The following is a 17,114-nucleotide window of genomic DNA, read 5'->3' as shown; positions in this document are numbered from 1 at the left end:
CTTCAGGCCACGCCTTCATTCCAATGCATTTTTTGGCGCAGGGTGTCAAAGTAGGTCCAGCCCTTGGGGTGCAAGAAGCGCACCCGGTGCTCCGACAGCGTCACCTCAATGCGGTCGCCGTGCATCAGGCTGGCCAGACTCTGCATGTCAAAGTTGGCGCTGGCATCGCGTCCCGCTACTATTTCGATAGCTATCCGCGCAGTGTTGGGGAGGGCTAGCGGCCGGTTTGACAATGTATGGGGGGCAATCGGCACCATCACCCAGCCGGGGATGGATGGGTGCAGCAGCGGCCCACCGGCCGACATGGAATAGGCGGTGGAGCCCGTGGGAGTGGCGATGATCAGGCCGTCGGCCCGCTGATTGGACACAAAGTTGCCGTCCACCTCCACCCGCAGCTCCACCATGCCCGAGGTGGCGCCGCGGTTCACCACCACATCGTTCATGGCCAGCGCCGAGAACACGCAGTGCCCGTCGCGCATCACGCGGCCGTGCATCAGGCTGCGGTCGTCCATCTCGTAGTGGCCGGCCAGCATAGGTAGCAGGGTGGCCTTGTACTGCTCGAAGCGGATGTCGGTGATGAAACCCAGGCGGCCCTGGTTGATGCCGATCAGCGGCACCTTGTACTGCGCCAGCTGGCGGCCTATGCCCAGCATGGTGCCGTCTCCGCCCACCACCAGCGCCAGGTCGCAGCTGGCGCCAATGCCGGCCACGTCCTTGGTGGTGTAGCCGGTCAGCTCGGTGTTGGCGGCGGTGTTGGCCTCGATGACGATCTCGCAGCCCTGGTCCATCAGGAAATGGGCTATCTCGTCCAGCGACTCGCGCGATGAGGCGCCGACGGCGCGGGCCCCCGTAGATTGGTACTTGCCAATGAGAGCGACCTGTCGGAATTTGGACAACATCCGCAAATTAGACACTAAATAGATCACTAGAATGGACCGATGCTCGATGATCGTTCCAAGTTGTTGTTGAAAGCGCTGGTAGAGCGCTACATCGCTGATGGACAGCCCGTGGGCAGCCGCACCTTGTCCAAGGCCTCTGGCCTGGAACTTTCGCCCGCCACCATCCGCAACGTCATGTCGGACCTGGAAGAGCTGGGCCTCATCGTCAGCCCCCACACCTCCGCCGGGCGCATTCCCACCGCACGCGGCTACCGCCTGTTTGTGGACACCATGCTCACCGTGCAGCCCGGCCAGTTCCAGCCGCCCAGCCTGGCGCCGGACCAGCCACAGCGCGTCATCTCTAACGCGGCCAACCTGCTGTCCAACCTGTCGCAGTTTGTGGGCGTGGTCATCTCGCCGCGCCGCACCTCGGCGTTCCGCCACATCGAGTTTTTGCGCCTGTCTGAAAAGCGTCTGCTGGTCATCATCGTGTCGCCCGATGGCGACGTACAAAACCGCGTCATCTACACCGAGGTGGACTACGCCCAAAGCCAACTGGTGGAGGGCGCCAACTTTTTGAACACGCACTACGCCGGGCTGGAGATCGAAGAGGTGCGCAAGCGCCTGCAAAACGAGGTGGACAGCCTGCGGGGTGAGATCGCCACGCTGATGCAGGCCGCCGTGCACGCCAGCTCCGAAGCCATCCACGAATCGCAGCAGGACGAAGTGGTGATCTCGGGCGAACGCAACCTGCTGTCGGTGTCCGACTTTTCCAGCGACATGGGCCACCTGCGCCGCGCGTTTGACCTGTTTGAGCAAAAGGCCCAGCTCATGCGCCTGCTGGACGTGACTGGCCAGGCCGAAGGGGTGCGCATCTTCATTGGCGGCGAGAGCCAGGTGGTGCCGTTTGAAGACCTGTCCATCGTCAGCAGCCCGTACGAGGTGGACGGCAAAGTGGTCGGCACGCTGGGCGTCATCGGCCCTACGCGCATGGCTTACGACCGCATGATCCAGATCGTGGACATCACGTCCAAGCTGGTCAGCAACGCGCTGAGCCACCACAAATAGGCCTGTGCGGCCCGGTACAATCCGCGGTTCGGTGGGGCCGTTAGCTCAGTTGGTTAGAGCAGAGGACTCATAATCCTTTGGTCGACAGTTCAAGTCTGTCACGGCCTACCATTAAAAATCAAAGTCCCACCATCCACAAGATGGTGGGACTTTCTATTGTTGTATGACCTAATTTTGTGAGTGGGTTGATTGGCAACGCATCTCTTTCTTCCTGTGCTGGTTGATCAAGACTTCCTCGGTGTATAGCAAGTCTGCGAGAGCGAAAAACCGGACTTCTTACTTCTTTAAATAATGGAAGCTTCATGAGATTGTTTTTAATGCTTCTCTCTGCATCAATTCTTTGTGCATGTACCGAGAAGACATCAATAGTGGAAGATAAGAGCTATGAGCAAATCCTTGCTGAGAGTGAAGCTGCAGTAAACAATAAGTTGATGGCAGACGGTAAACGCGTCTTAGAAATGCGGCTCAAAGATCCGTCCAGTGTCCAATATCGGAATGTGACCCTGAATAAAGGTGCGCTGTGCGGCGAATACAACGCAAAGAATGAAATGGGTGGCTATGTTGGCTTCAAGAAATTCGAGTACTCATTTGGTGGTGAACTTGTGTTGAACAGAGAAGAGCCCTTTTATTGCAAGTAAGCCTCGTCTACTTCCTCCACTTTTGTGAAAATTTCAGACCTAGATTGAGACCGGTTGCACAAGTTTGCGATCAGTTAAACCATTCACGTCGCTCATCTACCCGACGTATCCCCGCCTCTAGAATGGACTTTTCCGGTTTAACTTGGATCAGGGACTTTCATGAAAATGCTTCGTTTGTTGGGTATCGGCGTGGCGGCGCTGTTGGGTTTACTGGTGTTGGCCGTGGGTGTGCTCTACGCCCTGTTTGACGGCGACAAGATCAAGGCCGAAATCAGCCGCACGGTGCTGGAACAAAAGCAGCGTACGCTGGTGATTGCGGGCCAGCCCAAGCTCTCCGTCTGGCCCAACGTAGGCATTCAGCTCGACGGTGTGACTTTGTCCGAGCACGCGAGCAAAGACGAATTTGCCGCGCTGCAATCGGCCCGCATTTCGGTGGCGCTGATGCCGCTGCTGAGCAAGCAGGTGCAGGTGCGCGCGCTGGACATCGAGGGCCTGAAACTCACGCTGGTGAAGAAGAAGGACGGCACGCTGAACATTGCCGACCTGCTGGGCCAGCCCACCGCAGCCGAGGCAGGCAAGCCCGCAGAACCCACCAAGCCGGCGGAGCCCCTGCAGGTGGATATTTCCAGCATTCGCATTGCCAACGCCCAGCTCACCTGGCGCGACGAGAAGGCGGGCACCACCACTGCGTTGTCGAACCTGAGCCTGTCTACCGGCCATGTGCTGGCCGACACGGGCGCAAAGACGGCCGCGTTGGACAAGCTCAGCCTGTCGGCCAAGGGCCAGAGCGGCACCGACGCCTTTGCGCTGACGCTGGACGCGCCCAAGCTGAGCCTGTCGCCCGAGAAATCGGGCGGCGAGGCCATCACGTTGACGGCCACGCTGCAGGGCGCGGACCGCAATGCGACGGTGAACCTGGTGCTGAACGGCGTGGAGGGCAATGCCGACGCGCTGAAGGTGGCCAGCTTGGCGTTGAGCCTGGATGCCAAGGCGGGCGACGCGGTGGTGAAGGGGCAACTGAGCTCGCCCGTGGCGGTGAATGTGGCGGGGCAAAGCGTGGCGCTGGCCAAGCTGACCGGCAGCCTGGACCTGGCCCACCCCAGCATGCCCATGAAGAGTGTGACCCTGCCCATCAACGGCAGCCTGAAGGTGGACGCGCTGCAGCAAACCGCCGCGCTGGAGCTGGCCACGCAGTTTGACGAATCCAAGATCGCCACCAGCGTGAAGGTGGCCAAGTTTGCGCCGCTGGTGCTGGCGTTTGACCTGGATGTGGACAAGCTCAACGTGGACAAATACCTGCCTCCCAAGCCCGCCCTCACGATGGCACCCGCCAAAGAGGCCGCCGCGGCCAAAGAGGCGCCCATCGACCTGAGCGCGCTCAAGGGCCACACGGTGAATGGCAATATTCGCATCGGTGCGCTGCAGGTGTCCAACCTGAAGCTGGAGAAGATCAACGCCAAGCTGGCGCTGGCCGGTGGCAAGCTGGAGGTGGCGCCCCTGTCGCTGAACCTGTACGAGGGCAGCACCAGCGGCAGCCTGTCGGTCAACGCCAACGGCAATGCCGTGGCCATCAAGCAAGCCCTGGTGGGCGTGAGCATCAACCCGCTGATGAAAGACCTGGTGGCCAAGGACCTGTTGGAAGGCAAGGGCAATGTGGCGCTGGACATCACCACCCAGGGCAGCACGGTGACGGCCATGAAGAAGGCGCTGGGCGGCACCGCATCGCTGGCGCTGAAAGATGGCGCTATCAAGGGCATCAACCTGGCGCAGAGCCTGCGCGACCTGAAAGCCAAGCTGGGTCAGGCCGACAGTACGCAAGCGTCCAATGCGAACCAGAAGACCGACTTCTCGGAGCTGACTGGCAGCTTCAAGATTGCCAATGGTGTGGCGCATAACGATGACCTGGCGATGAAGTCCCCCTTCATCCGCCTTAGCGGCGCGGGTGACATCGACGTGGGCGCCGGCCAGATGAACTACCTGGCCAAGGCCGCGGTGGTGGCCAGCGGCGAAGGCCAGGGCGGCAAGGACCTGGGCCAGCTCAAAGGCCTGACGGTGCCCGTGCGCCTGATCGGTCCGTTTGAGGCGCTGAGCTACAAGATCGAATTCGGCGCGATGCTGGAAGACGCCACCAAGGCCAAGGTGGAAGAGAAGAAGCAGGAGATCAAAGCCAAGGCCGAAGAGGCTGTGAAAGACAAGGCCAAGGACTTGTTCAAGGGCTTGCTGGGCAAGTAAGCCGTCCGCTGGATTGCGCAGCGTGCTCCTTTTTTAGGAGCTGCTTGCGCAATTTTGACGGGGGCTAGGCGCTGTTTTAGCTAAACAAGGCGCCTGCCTGCGCGCTGGTCATCGTCTCTGCGCCCCAGGTGGTGGCGCGCTGCACAAAGGCTTCTTGGTCGGCCTCAAAGCCGGTGACCGGGCTCATGCAGTCGGTCAGCAAAACCACGCGGGGCCGTGGCCCTGCGTGCTGGTTCAAGTAGCGGGCCAATTGGTCAAAGCTGAACGCCACGCAGTGGCTGCCGGCCTCTCCGGCGATGAACAGCACATCCACCCCACGGGTCAGCTCTGCGGCCAGCGCATTGTTGAACTGGGTGGAGGGCACGGCTGCGTCGGGGGCATCGGCCTCAAACACACCGAAATGTTCGGTCAGCGGGTATTCGCCCTTGAGCACCTTGTGCACGGCGCGCTGGTTTTTGAACTCCCATTGGGCTAGCTGATCTGCCAGCGGAGCGTAGATGTTGTGGCCCCAGGTGCCGGTCACGCAGTGCACAGGCCACACCACCAGCCTGGGCCGCCCGGCCTGGGCCAGCTGCGCGAGCATGCCCAGCACTTGCGGTATCAGGGTGGCGTCCCGCGGCGTCATTTGGCCGCTGGCAATGTCTGCGGCGGTTACAAAGCTAAAGGGGGCTGGGGCGGCGCCGTCAGGCGTTTTCCAGAAGGTGGTGCGTTCCACCGCGACGCTGGCATGCGAGTCCAGGGTGACGGTGATGCCGTCCAAAGAGTGGGCCGCCATGAAGGACACCAGGCGCTGCAGGTCGGCGCTGGCGCCCTTGACGGGCAGGGAGGCACCGGGGATGTCGCAAAAGTCGTTTTGGGGGTCGATGATGAGTAGATGCTTCACGACGCCCATTGTGCTTATTTTTTGCCCCCACGCTCCCGCTCCGCCAGATGCCCGCGGCAACTGGCGTTGATGACACGCAGCTCGGCCAGCGTGGCGTCAATCTGGGCGCGCTTCTTTTCCAGGTCGGCAATCTCTGCGTCCGTGCGGTCGATCACGTACTGCAGCTGCTGCACACGGCCTTCGCCGTGGTCGCCATACAGGTCCAGGTAGCGTTTGATCTCGGCCAGCGGTGAGCCTATGGCCTTGGCGCGCAGGATCAGCGCCAGGCGCGCGCGGTCACGCCGCGTGTAGACGCGGGCGCCGTTCACCCGGCGCGGGCTCAGCAGGCCCTTGTCTTCGTAGAAGCGCAGCGCGCGCAGCGTGATGCCGAACTCCCGGCACAGCTCGGTAATGCCAAACAGCTCGGCGGTGCCTTCGTCGCGGTGGGAGGCGACAAACGCCTGCGCGTCTGCCACTTCGGTGGCGGTGGCCACGGTCTTAAATGACACGTTGCAGGCGCATGGCCACGCCCATGTCGCCGCTGACCTTCAGCTTGCCGGCCATGAAGCCGGTGGCGGGTTCCAGGTCGCCGTCCAGCAGGGCTTGCAGGTTTTCCAGCGTGATGCCCACGGTGCAGTCCACGTCGGTGTTCTCGTTGCTCACGCTGTTGGGGGTGCTGGCACCGTCAATGACGATGACGCCGTCGGCGCCCAGGTCGAACTTGAGGGTCGCGTTGAGGCCGCTGTCAGCGCCCACTTTGGCGCGGATGGCTTCGGTTGCAGAGGCGAGGGACATGGAGTTTCCTTGTTGGGTGAGTGGGGAATTCGGGCTGGATGTTAGTCGCGCAGCATAACGTAAAGCATAGTGAAAACACCTATACGGCAACTGGTTGACGTTAACGTCACCATGACCTCTAATGCCGCAAGACCTTTGAAGGACCTGTTGCCATGCCCGCTCTTCGCTCCAAGATCAACCCCCGCTCGACCGGCTTCGCGGCCAACGCCCAGCGCATGGCTGAGCTGCTGGCCGAGGTGCAGCGCCTGGAGGGGCTGGTGATTGCCGAGTCCGAATCCAAGCGCGAGAAGTTCGAGAAGCGCAACCAGCTGCTGCCGCGCGAACGCGTAGCCCGCCTGCTGGACCGCGGCACGCCGTTTCTGGAGTTGAGTCGCCTGGCCGGCCTGAACATGCACGACGACGATGGCAAGAAGGCCGTGCTGGGCGGCGGCTCCATCGTCGGCATTGGTGTGGTGGCGGGGCGGCGCTGCATCGTGTCCGCCAGCGACAGTGCGGTGAAGGGCGGCACCGTGGCGCCCATGGGGTTGAAGAAGGCGCTGCGGGCGCAGGAGATCGCGTTCGAAAACAAGCTGCCCGTCATCTACTTGGTGGAAAGCGGCGGCGCCAACCTGATGTACCAGGCCGAGATTTTTGTCGAAGGTGGCCGCAGCTTTGCCAACCAGGCCCGCATGTCGGCCGCCGGCATTCCGCAGATTGCGGTGGTGCACGGCTCGTCCACGGCGGGCGGCGCCTACCTACCGGGCCTGTCGGACTATGTGGTGCTGGTGCGCGGGCGCAGCAGCATCTACCTGGCGGGCCCGCCGTTGGTGAAAGCCGCCATTGGCGAGGACTGCACCGATGACGAACTGGGCGGCGCCGAAACCCATGCACAGATGACCGGCCTGGGCGAGTACCTGACCGAAGACGACGCCCACGCGATTGCCATGACGCGCGAACTCATGGACAAGCTGAACTGGGACACCACGCCTGCCGCCGCGCCGTTTGCTGCCCCGTTGTTTGACGAGCAGGAGCTGATGGGCATCGTGCCCGCGGACGAGCGCGAGCCCTACGACGTGCGCGAGGTCATTGCGCGGCTGGTGGATGGCTCGGACTTTCTGGAATTCAAGGCCAGCTACGCCTCCGAGATGCTGTGCGGCCACGCACGCATCGAGGGGCGGCTGGTGGGCATTCTGGGCAACAACGGCCCCATCCAGCCCACAGGCTCCACCAAGGCCGCGCAGTTCATCCAGCTGTGCGACCAGAGCGGCACGCCGCTGATCTTTTTGCAGAACACCACGGGCTATATGGTGGGCTCTGCGGCCGAGCGCGGCGGCGCCATCAAGCACGGCAGCAAGATGATCCAGGCCGTGGCCAATGCGCGCGTACCCAAGTTCACCGTGGTGCTGGGTGGCTCATACGGCGCGGGCAACTACGGCATGTGCGGGCGCGGGTTTGACCCACGCTTCATCTTCAGCTGGCCCACGGCACGCACCGCCGTCATGGGCGGCGCCCAAGCCGCCAAGGTCATGGACATTGTCAACCGCGCCAAACTGGAGCGCATGGGTAGCGAGGTCAACGAAGACGCCCTCAAGGCCATGTCTGACGGCTTGCGCCTGCGCCTGGACAAGGAGAGTGCGGCCCTGTTTGGCACGGCCCGCCTGTGGGACGACGGAATCATCGACCCGCGCGACACGCGCCGCTTGCTAGGCCTATGCCTGGCGCTGGCCGCCGAGGCCGAACAGCGCACGTTGCGCGCCAACACCTTTGGTGTGGCACGCCTTTGATTGAAACCATAACAACGACCCGAGAAGACACCCATGAAATTCACGCCTGAACACACGCAAATCTCTGACACGGTGCGCAAGTTCGTCGCCAACGAGATCAACCCCTTCACCGCAGAGTGGGAAAAGGCCGGCATCTTCCCCGCCCGAGAGCTGTTTAAAAAGATGGGCGACTTGGGCCTGCTGGGCATCAAGTACCCGACCGAGTTTGGTGGCATGGGGCTGGACTTCAGCTACTCCATGGTGGCAGCCGAGGCGCTGGGCGACTGCAATGTGGGTGGCGTGCCCATGGCCATTGGCGTACAGACCGACATGTGTACCCCCGCCCTGGCCCGCTTTGGCAGCGACGAGCTGCGCCACGCCTACCTGGCCCCGGCCATCGCGGGCGACATGGTGGGCTGCATCGGCGTGAGCGAGGCGGGCGGCGGATCCGACGTGGCCGCGCTCAAAACCACCGCACGCAAGGATGGTGGTGACTACGTCATCAACGGCTCCAAGATGTGGATCACCAACGGCATGCAGGCCGACTGGTGCTGCCTGCTGGCCAACACCAGCGAAGGGTCGGTGCACAAGAACAAGTCGCTCATCATCGTGCCCATGGACGCGCCCGGCATCACACGCCAGAAGATCGAGAAGATCGGCATGCACAGCAGCGACACCGCGCAACTGTTCTTCGACAATGTGCGTGTGCCGCAGCGCAACCTCATCGGCCAGGAGGGCATGGGCTTCATGCTGCAGATGCTGCAGTTCCAGGAAGAGCGCCTGTACGGTGCGGCCGGCAGCCTGCGTTCGCTGGACAACCTCATTGACCAGACCATTGCCTACACGCGCGAACGCAGGACCTTTGGCCAGCCCATCCTGAACAACCAGGTGGTGCACTTTCGCCTGGCCGAGCTGCGCACCGAGGTGGAGGCGCTGCGCGCGCTGACCTACCGCGCGGTGGAGTCGTATGTGAGCGGCAAGGACGTGACCAAGCTGGCGTCCATGGCCAAGCTCAAGGCCGGGCGACTCTCGCGTGAAGTGGCCGATTCGTGTTTGCAGTACTGGGGCGGCATGGGCTTCACGGCCGACAACCCCATCTCGCAGGCTTACCGCGACAGCCGACTGATTTCGATTGGCGGGGGTGCCGACGAGATCATGCTGGGCATCATCTGCAAGCTCGAAGGCACGTTGCCGGGCAAGGCCTGAGGCAGGGTGTACGCCATGCAGCACGTCATAGATGCTATGCAATTAGGAGCTGTTCGCGCAGTATCCACGGGGGCTAGCCTGCATATTTACCTGAATCGCCCCGAGGTACGCAACGCCATGTCACTGCAGATGGTGGCCGAGCTGCAGCAGGTGCTGCGTGCGGCGGAGGCCACGGCGGGAACGACGAATGCCGTGCGCGTGGTCGTGCTGCGCGGCGAGGGTGGACACTTCAGCGCCGGGGCCGATTTGAAGGATATGGCCGGTGCACGCATGCGTGCCCTGCAACGCGCCGAGGGCGCGCCCGACCCGATTGCCGAAGTGAACGCCGCCTTTGGCCACCTGTGCGCGGCGTATGCCAACACGCCGCTGGCCGTGGTGGCCGTGCTGGAAGGCACGGTCATGGGAGGCGGCTTTGGCCTGGCCTGCGTGGCCGATGTGGCCATCGCCAGCGAGACTGCGGCCTTCCGCTTGCCAGAGACTTCGCTGGGCGTGGTACCCGCGCAGATCGCCCCGTTTCTGGTGGAGCGCCTGGGTTATTCGCAGGCCAAGCGGCTGGCCGTGACCGGCGGGCGGCTTGATGCGGCGGGCGCACTCGCCGTGGGGCTGGTGCATGAGGTCGCCACGACTGGAGGCATTGCCGCTACGCTGGACAGGGTGTTGACCGACATTCTGGCCTGCGCACCCGGCGCGCTGGCCGCCACCAAGGCGCTGATGCGCAAAGCACGCTTTGCGGCCGCCACCGACCTGGTGGAGGAGGCCGCCGCCATCTTCGCCCACGCCGCCCAGGGCCCGGAGGGGCAAGAGGGCATGGCCGCCTTCATTCAAAAACGCAAACCCACCTGGGCTGTGACATGAGCTTTTCCAAAATCCTGATCGCCAACCGCGGGGAAATCGCTTGCCGCGTCATTCGCACCGCACGCAAGCTGGGCTACCAGACGGTGGCCGTCTACAGCGATGCGGACCGTGACGCACCGCATGTGGCGTTGGCCGATGAGGCCGTGCACATCGGTCCATCGCCCGCCGTGCAGTCCTATCTGAAGATCGACGCCATCCTGGATGCCGCGCGCAGGACGGGTGCCGATGCCCTGCACCCAGGCTACGGCTTCCTCAGCGAGAACGCGGCCTTTGCACAGGCCTGTGCGGATGCGAATGTCGTCTTTATCGGACCACCCGCCAGTGCCATCACCGCCATGGGCGACAAGGCCTTGGCCAAGCGCCGCATGTTGGAAGCGGGCGTGCCCTGTGCACCCGGCTACCTGGGCGCTGACCAGAGCGATGCGGCCCTGACCGCCGAGGCCAAGAAGCTGGGCTACCCGCTACTGGTCAAGGCCGTGGCCGGTGGCGGCGGGCGCGGCATGCGCCTGGTGCGCAGCGATGCTGAACTGCAGCCAGGCATTGACAGTGCGCGCCGCGAAGCGACCAGCGCTTTTGGCGATGGCACGCTGATGCTGGAGCGCCTCATAGCCAACGGCCGCCACATCGAGATCCAGGTGTTTGCCGACGCACATGGCAACGCGGTGTATCTGGGTGAGCGTGATTGCACCGCCCAGCGCCGCCGCCAGAAGGTGATCGAAGAGGCCCCATCGCCGGTGGTGTCACCAGCCATGCGCAAGTCGATGGGCGAGGACGCCGTGGCCGCTGCACTGGCCGTGGGCTACCGCGGCGCGGGCACGGTGGAGTTCATCGTGGACGACCAGCTGAACCACTACTTTCTGGAGATGAACACGCGACTGCAGGTAGAGCATCCGGTGACCGAGTGCATCACGGGCTACGACCTGGTGGAGTGGCAGCTGCAGGTGGCGGCTGGCGATGTGCTCCCCGCCAGACAGGAAGACATCACGCTCACCGGCCACGCCATCGAGGCGCGCCTGTACGTGGAAGATCCCTACACCGGCTTTGCGCCGCAGACCGGTACCGTGGCTTGGTGGCAGCCGCAGCGTGCGTTGGTGGGTGGAGTCCAGGGCTGTGGAAACGCGTACGGAGTCCGCGTGGACGACGGCATTCGCCAGGGCAGTGTGGTCTCGCCGTTCTATGACCCCATGGTCGCCAAGATCATCGTGCATGGCCGCGACCGGGACGACGCCATCCGTCGCCTGCGCGCCGCGCTGGCCAACACGCCCTTGCTGGGCCTGAAGAACAACGGCCGTTTCCTGAGCGACCTGGTGGATCACCCGGCCTTCCGCAAGGCCGAGATGACCACCACGCTGATCGACCAGTGGTTGGAGAAAGGCGAGCCGCTGCTGCAAGCGCCCGTGCCCAGCGATGCGGCATGGACCGTGGCAGCGGTGGCCCTGGCCACGCAACACGGCAGCAGCTGGCGCGCCAACAGCGTGGCGGCCTACGGTTTCTCGCTGCAGACCGGCGACACGGTGCGGGCAGTGCGTGTGCTGCCGGACCGCCATGGAGCAGTGGCCGTCACTTGGGACGGCCACACCACGGCAGCCCGTGTCTTGCAGTTTGATGAAGGCGTGCTGCGGCTGGAGATCAACGGCGTGGCACAAACCGCCATTGCCGTGTTCGTGGGCGCTGATCTGTGCATCGCCCATGCCGGCCACAGCCATGTGTTCGCCGAAGTCTCCGCTTTTCCGAATGCCGATGCACTCAAGGACGCGAGCCGCGCCCGCTCTCCCGTGGCTGGCAAGGTCACGCAGGTGCTGGTGGCACCGGGCGACGCGGTGCAGGAGGGCCAACAGCTCGTCTGTGTGGAGGCCATGAAGATGGAAATGTGGCTCTGCGCCGAGAGCGCGGGCACGGTGCAAGCCGTGCATGCCAAGGCGGGTGACCAGGTGGAATCCGCCGCCCTGTTGGTCGAACTGGATATCAAAAAGGACGCATGATGGACAAAGCCATACTCACCTGCGCGCTGACCGGCGTGCTGACCGACCCCAAGCAGCACCCTGTGCCCGTGACCCCGGCGCAAATGGCGGCCGAGGCGCGTGATGCCTACAACGCCGGTGCCAGCATCATGCACATCCACATGCGCAGCCAGGAAGAGGGCATGGGCCATCTTCCCAGCTGGGACCCGGATGTGGCCGAGAGCATCGTCAACGCGATCCGCGCAGCCTGCCCCGGCGTCATCATCAACCTGACCACGGGCGTGGTCGGCAAGGACATCAGCGGCCCGCTGGCCTGCATCCGCCGCGTCAAGCCTGAGATCGCTGCTTGCAACGCCGGCAGTCTCAACTACCTCAAGCTCAAGGAAGACGGCAGTTGGGCCTGGCCGCCCATGGTGTTCGACAACCCGGTGGCCAAGGTGCAGCAGTTCCTCGACGTGATGGAAGAGGCCGGCACGCACCCCGAGTTCGAATGTTTTGACGTGGGCATCGTCCGCTCGGTCACCATGTACCTGAAAAACGGCATGCTCAAGCCCGAGATGGGCCGCGCCGAATACAACCTGGTGATGGGCGTGGCCTCCGGCATGCCGTGCGAGGCCGAGCTGCTGTCGCTGCTGCCCAAATACATGGCTGGCAACAGCGTCTGGCAGACCACGCTGATCGGCCGTGCCGAGATCTGGCCGGTGCACCAGAAGACCGCCGAGCTGGGCGGCATGTTGCGCACGGGCCTGGAAGACACCTTTTATCTGCCCGGTGGCACGCGCGCCAAGGGCAACGGCGAGCTCATCACCGCCCTGGCGGCCTATGCCCAACGGGCGGGCCGCAGCATTGCCAGCCCGGCGGAAGCCCGGGCCATGCTGGGTCTGCGTGCCGGGTAAGATCTGGGACTTCCGAGTAGCGCTCAAAAAGCAGTATTTGAAAAGTTTCTGGGGTTTCTCCGTAAAGCATGAAAAACTTCGTGCTAGAATACGAAGCTTAGCGGCTGTAGCTCAGCTGGATAGAGTACTTGGCTACGAACCAAGGGGTCGTGGGTTCGATTCCTGCCAGCCGCACCAAAAAGACGAGGTCTGCAATCGCAAGGTTGCAGACCTTTTTCTTATTCTGATCCGGGCAAATCCATGAGCAAGGCTTTTACCAAAGAGTCCGATGGCGCAGACGATGACGAGCTGCAACTGCCTGCGCTGCCCGCCGGCGGCAAGAACTACATCACGCCCCAGGGGTTTGCCGTCTTGCGCGAAGAATTGCTCGACCTGATCGACAACGAGCGCCCCAAGATCGTCGACGTGGTGCACTGGGCTGCCAGCAATGGGGACCGTTCGGAGAACGGCGACTACCTCTATGGCAAAAAGCGTCTGCGTGAGATCGACCGCCGCATCCGTTTCCTGACCAAGCGTCTGGAGATTGCTGAAGTGACCGATCCTTCGGTGCACCATGGCAACGAACAAATTTTCTTTGGCGCTACTGTCACCTACGTAGATGACCAGGATGTGGAACGCACGGTGACCATCAAAGGCATTGACGAGGCCAACAGTGCGCTGGGCGAGGTGAGTTGGATTTCTCCGATTGCCCGCACCTTGCTGAAGGCACGCGTGGGTGATGAACTCAAACTGGTAATGCCCGACCGCGTGGGCGATATTGAGGTCCTGCGGGTGGGTTACCCCACTCCGACGCGCAACTAACTGCTGTGGGGTGACGCGTTGCTACTGCGCTCTGCGCGCAGTACCGACGCTGTGCGGCGCAGATTGCGCAATGCAGTTTCCAGGTGGGCCGTGTCGCGCACGGCGACCACAAAGCGCAGGTCGGAGGCATCCTGCACCCCATCCTGCCCCATGTCAATGTGCAGGATGTCCGCCTCGGCCGATGCCAGTGCCGCAGCCACCTTGGCCAGTACACCTTTGCCGTTGTTCACTGTCACCACCACACCGGTCTCGAACGGTCGGATGGGCTCGTCGGACCACTCGACGCCAATGAAGCGCTCGCTGTCTTTGTTCTGCAGCTTGCGCGCCACCTGGCAGTCGTCCCGGTGTACCACCAGACCCTCGCCGCGCCCCAGATAACCCACGATGGTGTCGCCCGGAATGGGGCGGCAACATGGGGCAAACTGCACCGAGGCGTTTTCGCTGCCATCCAGTGTGATGGAGCCCAGCGACGTTGATTCGTGTGCCGTGAAGCGTTCGCGTGTAAGCAGCAGTGCGTCGGGGCGTTCCCCGCTGTCCGCCAACAGGGTTACCATACGTTTGGCCACGATGTTGGCAATGCGCTTGCCCAGGCCAATGTCGATCAACAGCTCCTGGCGCGTCTTGTTGCCGGTGAAACGCAGCAGTTTGTCCCACAGCGCGCTGTAGCTGGGGTCGTCATCCGGAAAGAGTTCTATGCCCTCCGAGCGCAGCGCTTGTTGTAGCAGCTTGCTACCCAGGCTCTCCGACTCGGTTTGCGCCATGGTCTTGAGATGGTGGCGGATCTTGGAGCGTGCACGTCCGGTGCGCACAAATCCCAACCACGCTGGGTTGGGGGTGGAAACCGGGGCGGTCACCACTTCCACCACGTCGCCGTTCTTCAACTCGGTACGAAGTGGCACCTGTTCGCCGTTGATGCGTGCGGCCATGGTGCGGTCGCCAATGTTGCTGTGGATCGCATAGGCGAAGTCCACCACTGTTGCGCCGCGTGGCAGGGCCATGATCTGGCTCTTGGGCGTAAATACATAGACGGCATCGGGGAACAGATCCACCTTGACATGGTCCCAGAACTCAGCGGCGTCGCGTGTCTCGTCCTGAATGTCCAGCAGCGACTGCAGCCATTTCGTACCCAGTCGGTCGTTGGATGCGTCTTCCGGATTGTTGACCTTGTACAGCCAGTGGGCTGCAACACCCGATTCGGCCACCACGTGCATGGCCTCGGTGCGCATCTGGAATTCCACATTGATACCCGCAGGCCCGACCAAGGTGGTGTGCAACGATTGGTAACCGTTGACCTTGGCAATGGCAATGTGGTCCTTGAATTTGCCGGGTACGGGCTTGTACAGCTGGTGCAGCAGTCCCAGCGCCGTGTAGCAGTCCGTCACATTCGGCACCAGCACGCGAAAGCCGTAGATGTCTGTGACCTGGGCAAAGCTCAAGTGCTTATCGTCCATCTTCTTGTAGATGGAATACAGCGTCTTCTCCCGGCCTGCGATGCGCACGGGCATGTTCGCGGCGGAGAACACGCTTTCGACTTCTTTTTGCACCTTCTGGATCAGGTCACGCCGGCGGCTGCGCGCCTTGGCTACTGCTTTGGCCAGAATGGCATAGCGCCAGGGGCGCAGGTGGCGAAACGACAGGTCCTGCAGCTCGCGGTAGGTCTGATTCAGACCCAAGCGGTGGGCAATGGGGGCGTAAATGTCCAGCGTTTCGGAGGCGATGCGACCCCATTTGGCGCGAGGTACGTCGGAGAGCGTGCGCATGTTGTGCGAACGGTCAGCCAGCTTGATCAGGATCACACGCACATCGCGCGCCATGGCCAGCAGCATCTTGCGGAATGATTCGGCCTGGTTCTCTTCGCGCGTGTTGAATTGCAGCTTGTCCAGCTTGGTCAGCCCGTCTACCAGTTCGGCGACCGGAGAGCCAAATTTTTCGATGAGCTCGATTTTGGTGATACCACAGTCTTCGATGGCATCGTGCAGCAGTGCCGCCATCAAGGCCTGGGCGTCCAGCTTCCATTCCGCGCACTGGGCGGCTACGGCGATTGGATGGGTGATGTAGGGCTCGCCGTTGTTGCGCAACTGGCCCAAGTGAGCTTCATCCGCGAACCGGTAGGCCAAGCGCACCTGCTCCGCATCGCTGGGGCTCAGGTAGTCCAGCTTGGCCGTCAGTCCGGCAAAACTGGCAGCTACTGCATTGGCGGCCGCGGCGGGTGAGGTGAGATGTGGAGTGCTACCCATGGCGTAAATGTAGCGTGCGGATCAGAGCGGCGCAGTACAGACGAAAAAAAGCACCGCAAGCGGTGCTTTTTTTAAAGCAGAAAAGCTCAGAGGGGCACTTTTTTCAGCATTTCAATGCCGATCTTGCCAGCTGCAATTTCACGCAGCGCGGTGACGCCGGGCTTGTTCTTGCTCTCGATCTTGGCGGTATGGCCTTGGCTGAGCATGCGTGCACGGTAGGTGGCTGCCAGAACCAGTTGGAAGCGATTGGGGATCTGCTCGAGGCAGTCTTCAACAGTGATGCGGGCCATGGAAATCTCCGGGAAACTACAGGATGTTCAGCGCTTGGAATGTCTCGGCACGGGCGCGGCGCTGTGCGGAGACCTTAAGGCGCTGGGAGTGGACAATGGCTTTCAAGTCGAAAAGCGCACGGTCGAATAACTCGTTGATTATAACGAAGTCGAATTTTCCGACCTGCGCCACTTCCATCTGGGCATTTTTCATGCGCATGTCAATGATTTCTGGTGAGTCCTCGCCGCGGCGCTCCAGGCGAGAGCGCAGCTCTTCCCAGCTGGGGGGCAGGATGAAGATGCAGATGGCATTGGCAAATACGTTTTTGATCTGCACGGCACCCTGGAAGTCGATTTCCAGGATCACATCTGCGCCCATGGCCATGCGGTCTTCGATGGCTTTTTTCGAGGTGCCGTAGCGGTTGGCATGGACATGGGCCCATTCCACAAAGGCGTCGGCTGCCACCATGGCGTCAAATTCCTGCTGCGAGACAAAGAAGTATTCGCGGCCATGTTTTTCCTGGCCGCGTGGTGGGCGCGTCGTGTGGGAGACCGAGGGTTGCAGACGCGAATCGAGTTCCAGCAGGGCTTTGCAGAGGCTGGACTTGCCCGCTCCGCTGGGGGCAGCGACGACAAAGAGGTTTCCGGGGTAGTCCATTGACATAGGCTCCGAG

The 17,114-nt window shown here is 62.5% G+C and carries 16 protein-coding genes and 2 tRNA genes; 11 read left to right on the top strand and 7 right to left on the bottom strand.

The features are described from left to right. Positions 1-2: 2 nt before the first annotated feature. Complete coding sequence (locus AC07OE_RS17315; protein WP_495071816.1) at positions 3-899, bottom strand: NAD kinase; 897 nt, start codon at positions 897-899, stop codon at positions 3-5. A 39-nt stretch (positions 900-938) separates the two neighbouring features. Here AC07OE_RS17315 and hrcA point away from each other — a divergent pair, with 39 nt between their 5' ends. The 4 genes from hrcA to AC07OE_RS17295 all read left to right on the top strand — a co-directional run bounded on the left by hrcA (position 939) and on the right by AC07OE_RS17295 (position 4,816). Then, a complete protein-coding gene (hrcA, locus tag AC07OE_RS17310) occupies positions 939-1,946 on the top strand; it encodes a heat-inducible transcriptional repressor HrcA (RefSeq protein ID WP_495071815.1) in 1,008 nt (335 codons plus the stop codon). A gap of 34 nt (positions 1,947-1,980) precedes the next feature. Next, positions 1,981-2,057: transfer RNA gene (locus tag AC07OE_RS17305), tRNA-Ile, on the top strand. A gap of 191 nt (positions 2,058-2,248) precedes the next feature. Continuing rightward, entirely contained in the window at positions 2,249-2,584 is a 336-nt protein-coding gene (locus AC07OE_RS17300) for a hypothetical protein (protein WP_495071814.1), read from the top strand. A 159-nt stretch (positions 2,585-2,743) separates the two neighbouring features. Continuing rightward, positions 2,744-4,816, top strand: coding sequence for an AsmA family protein (locus tag AC07OE_RS17295; RefSeq protein ID WP_495071813.1), 2,073 nt, complete (start codon positions 2,744-2,746; stop codon positions 4,814-4,816). 76 nt (positions 4,817-4,892) lie between these two features. On the opposite strand, the gene AC07OE_RS17290 is transcribed toward AC07OE_RS17295, so the two are convergent. The 3 genes from AC07OE_RS17290 to AC07OE_RS17280 are packed head-to-tail and all read right to left on the bottom strand — an operon-like array spanning position 4,893 to position 6,473. Continuing rightward, positions 4,893-5,699: a cysteine hydrolase family protein gene (locus tag AC07OE_RS17290; RefSeq protein WP_495071812.1), complete on the bottom strand. Its 807-nt coding sequence runs from the start codon at positions 5,697-5,699 to the stop codon at positions 4,893-4,895. Between the two features lie 14 nt (positions 5,700-5,713). Continuing rightward, the gene (locus AC07OE_RS17285) at positions 5,714-6,187 is read right to left on the bottom strand and encodes a MerR family transcriptional regulator (protein WP_495071811.1); all 474 of its coding nucleotides are present in this window, start codon (positions 6,185-6,187) and stop codon (positions 5,714-5,716) included. Then, positions 6,177-6,473 (bottom strand): SCP2 sterol-binding domain-containing protein, encoded by a 297-nt coding sequence (locus AC07OE_RS17280; RefSeq protein ID WP_495071810.1) that lies wholly within the window; start codon positions 6,471-6,473, stop codon positions 6,177-6,179. Before AC07OE_RS17280 ends, AC07OE_RS17285 begins: the two co-directional genes overlap by 11 nt. A 152-nt stretch (positions 6,474-6,625) precedes the next feature. Here AC07OE_RS17280 and AC07OE_RS17275 point away from each other — a divergent pair, with 152 nt between their 5' ends. The 7 genes from AC07OE_RS17275 (at position 6,626) to greB (ending at position 13,934) form a co-directional block, all read left to right on the top strand. Next, entirely contained in the window at positions 6,626-8,236 is a 1,611-nt protein-coding gene (locus tag AC07OE_RS17275) for an acyl-CoA carboxylase subunit beta (protein ID WP_495071809.1), read from the top strand. 33 nt (positions 8,237-8,269) lie between these two features. Continuing rightward, on the top strand, positions 8,270-9,421 hold the full coding sequence (locus AC07OE_RS17270) for an acyl-CoA dehydrogenase family protein (protein WP_495071808.1): 1,152 nt from the start codon (positions 8,270-8,272) through the stop codon (positions 9,419-9,421). Positions 9,422-9,436: 15 nt separating this feature from the next. Next, positions 9,437-10,276 (top strand): enoyl-CoA hydratase/isomerase family protein, encoded by an 840-nt coding sequence (locus tag AC07OE_RS17265; protein ID WP_495071807.1) that lies wholly within the window; start codon positions 9,437-9,439, stop codon positions 10,274-10,276. Then, the gene (locus tag AC07OE_RS17260; protein WP_495071806.1) at positions 10,273-12,258 is read left to right on the top strand and encodes an acetyl/propionyl/methylcrotonyl-CoA carboxylase subunit alpha; all 1,986 of its coding nucleotides are present in this window, start codon (positions 10,273-10,275) and stop codon (positions 12,256-12,258) included. The genes AC07OE_RS17265 and AC07OE_RS17260 overlap by 4 nt, the downstream gene beginning before the upstream one ends. Beyond that, positions 12,255-13,133 (top strand): beta-keto acid cleavage family enzyme, encoded by an 879-nt coding sequence (locus AC07OE_RS17255; RefSeq protein ID WP_495071805.1) that lies wholly within the window; start codon positions 12,255-12,257, stop codon positions 13,131-13,133. Before AC07OE_RS17260 ends, AC07OE_RS17255 begins: the two co-directional genes overlap by 4 nt. A gap of 100 nt (positions 13,134-13,233) precedes the next feature. Continuing rightward, positions 13,234-13,310, top strand: a tRNA-Arg gene (locus tag AC07OE_RS17250). 63 nt (positions 13,311-13,373) lie between these two features. Continuing rightward, positions 13,374-13,934, top strand: coding sequence for a transcription elongation factor GreB (gene greB / locus AC07OE_RS17245; RefSeq protein ID WP_495071804.1), 561 nt, complete (start codon positions 13,374-13,376; stop codon positions 13,932-13,934). On the opposite strand, the gene AC07OE_RS17240 is transcribed toward greB, so the two are convergent. From AC07OE_RS17240 to gmk, 3 genes are all read right to left on the bottom strand, one after another. Continuing rightward, the gene (locus AC07OE_RS17240) at positions 13,931-16,171 is read right to left on the bottom strand and encodes a RelA/SpoT family protein (protein WP_495071803.1); all 2,241 of its coding nucleotides are present in this window, start codon (positions 16,169-16,171) and stop codon (positions 13,931-13,933) included. The genes greB and AC07OE_RS17240 overlap by 4 nt on opposite strands. Positions 16,172-16,257: 86 nt before the next feature. Next, positions 16,258-16,461: a DNA-directed RNA polymerase subunit omega gene (gene rpoZ, locus AC07OE_RS17235; protein ID WP_310345473.1), complete on the bottom strand. Its 204-nt coding sequence runs from the start codon at positions 16,459-16,461 to the stop codon at positions 16,258-16,260. A 16-nt stretch (positions 16,462-16,477) separates the two neighbouring features. Next, positions 16,478-17,098, bottom strand: a complete 621-nt coding sequence (gene gmk, locus AC07OE_RS17230) for a guanylate kinase (RefSeq protein WP_495071802.1) — start codon at positions 17,096-17,098, stop codon at positions 16,478-16,480. Positions 17,099-17,114 lie beyond the last annotated feature (16 nt).

The organism is Rhodoferax sp. GW821-FHT09E07 (assembly GCF_059416145.1).
Note: the sequence above shows the minus strand (reverse complement) of the source record. Positions and strands in the feature narration are given on the sequence as shown.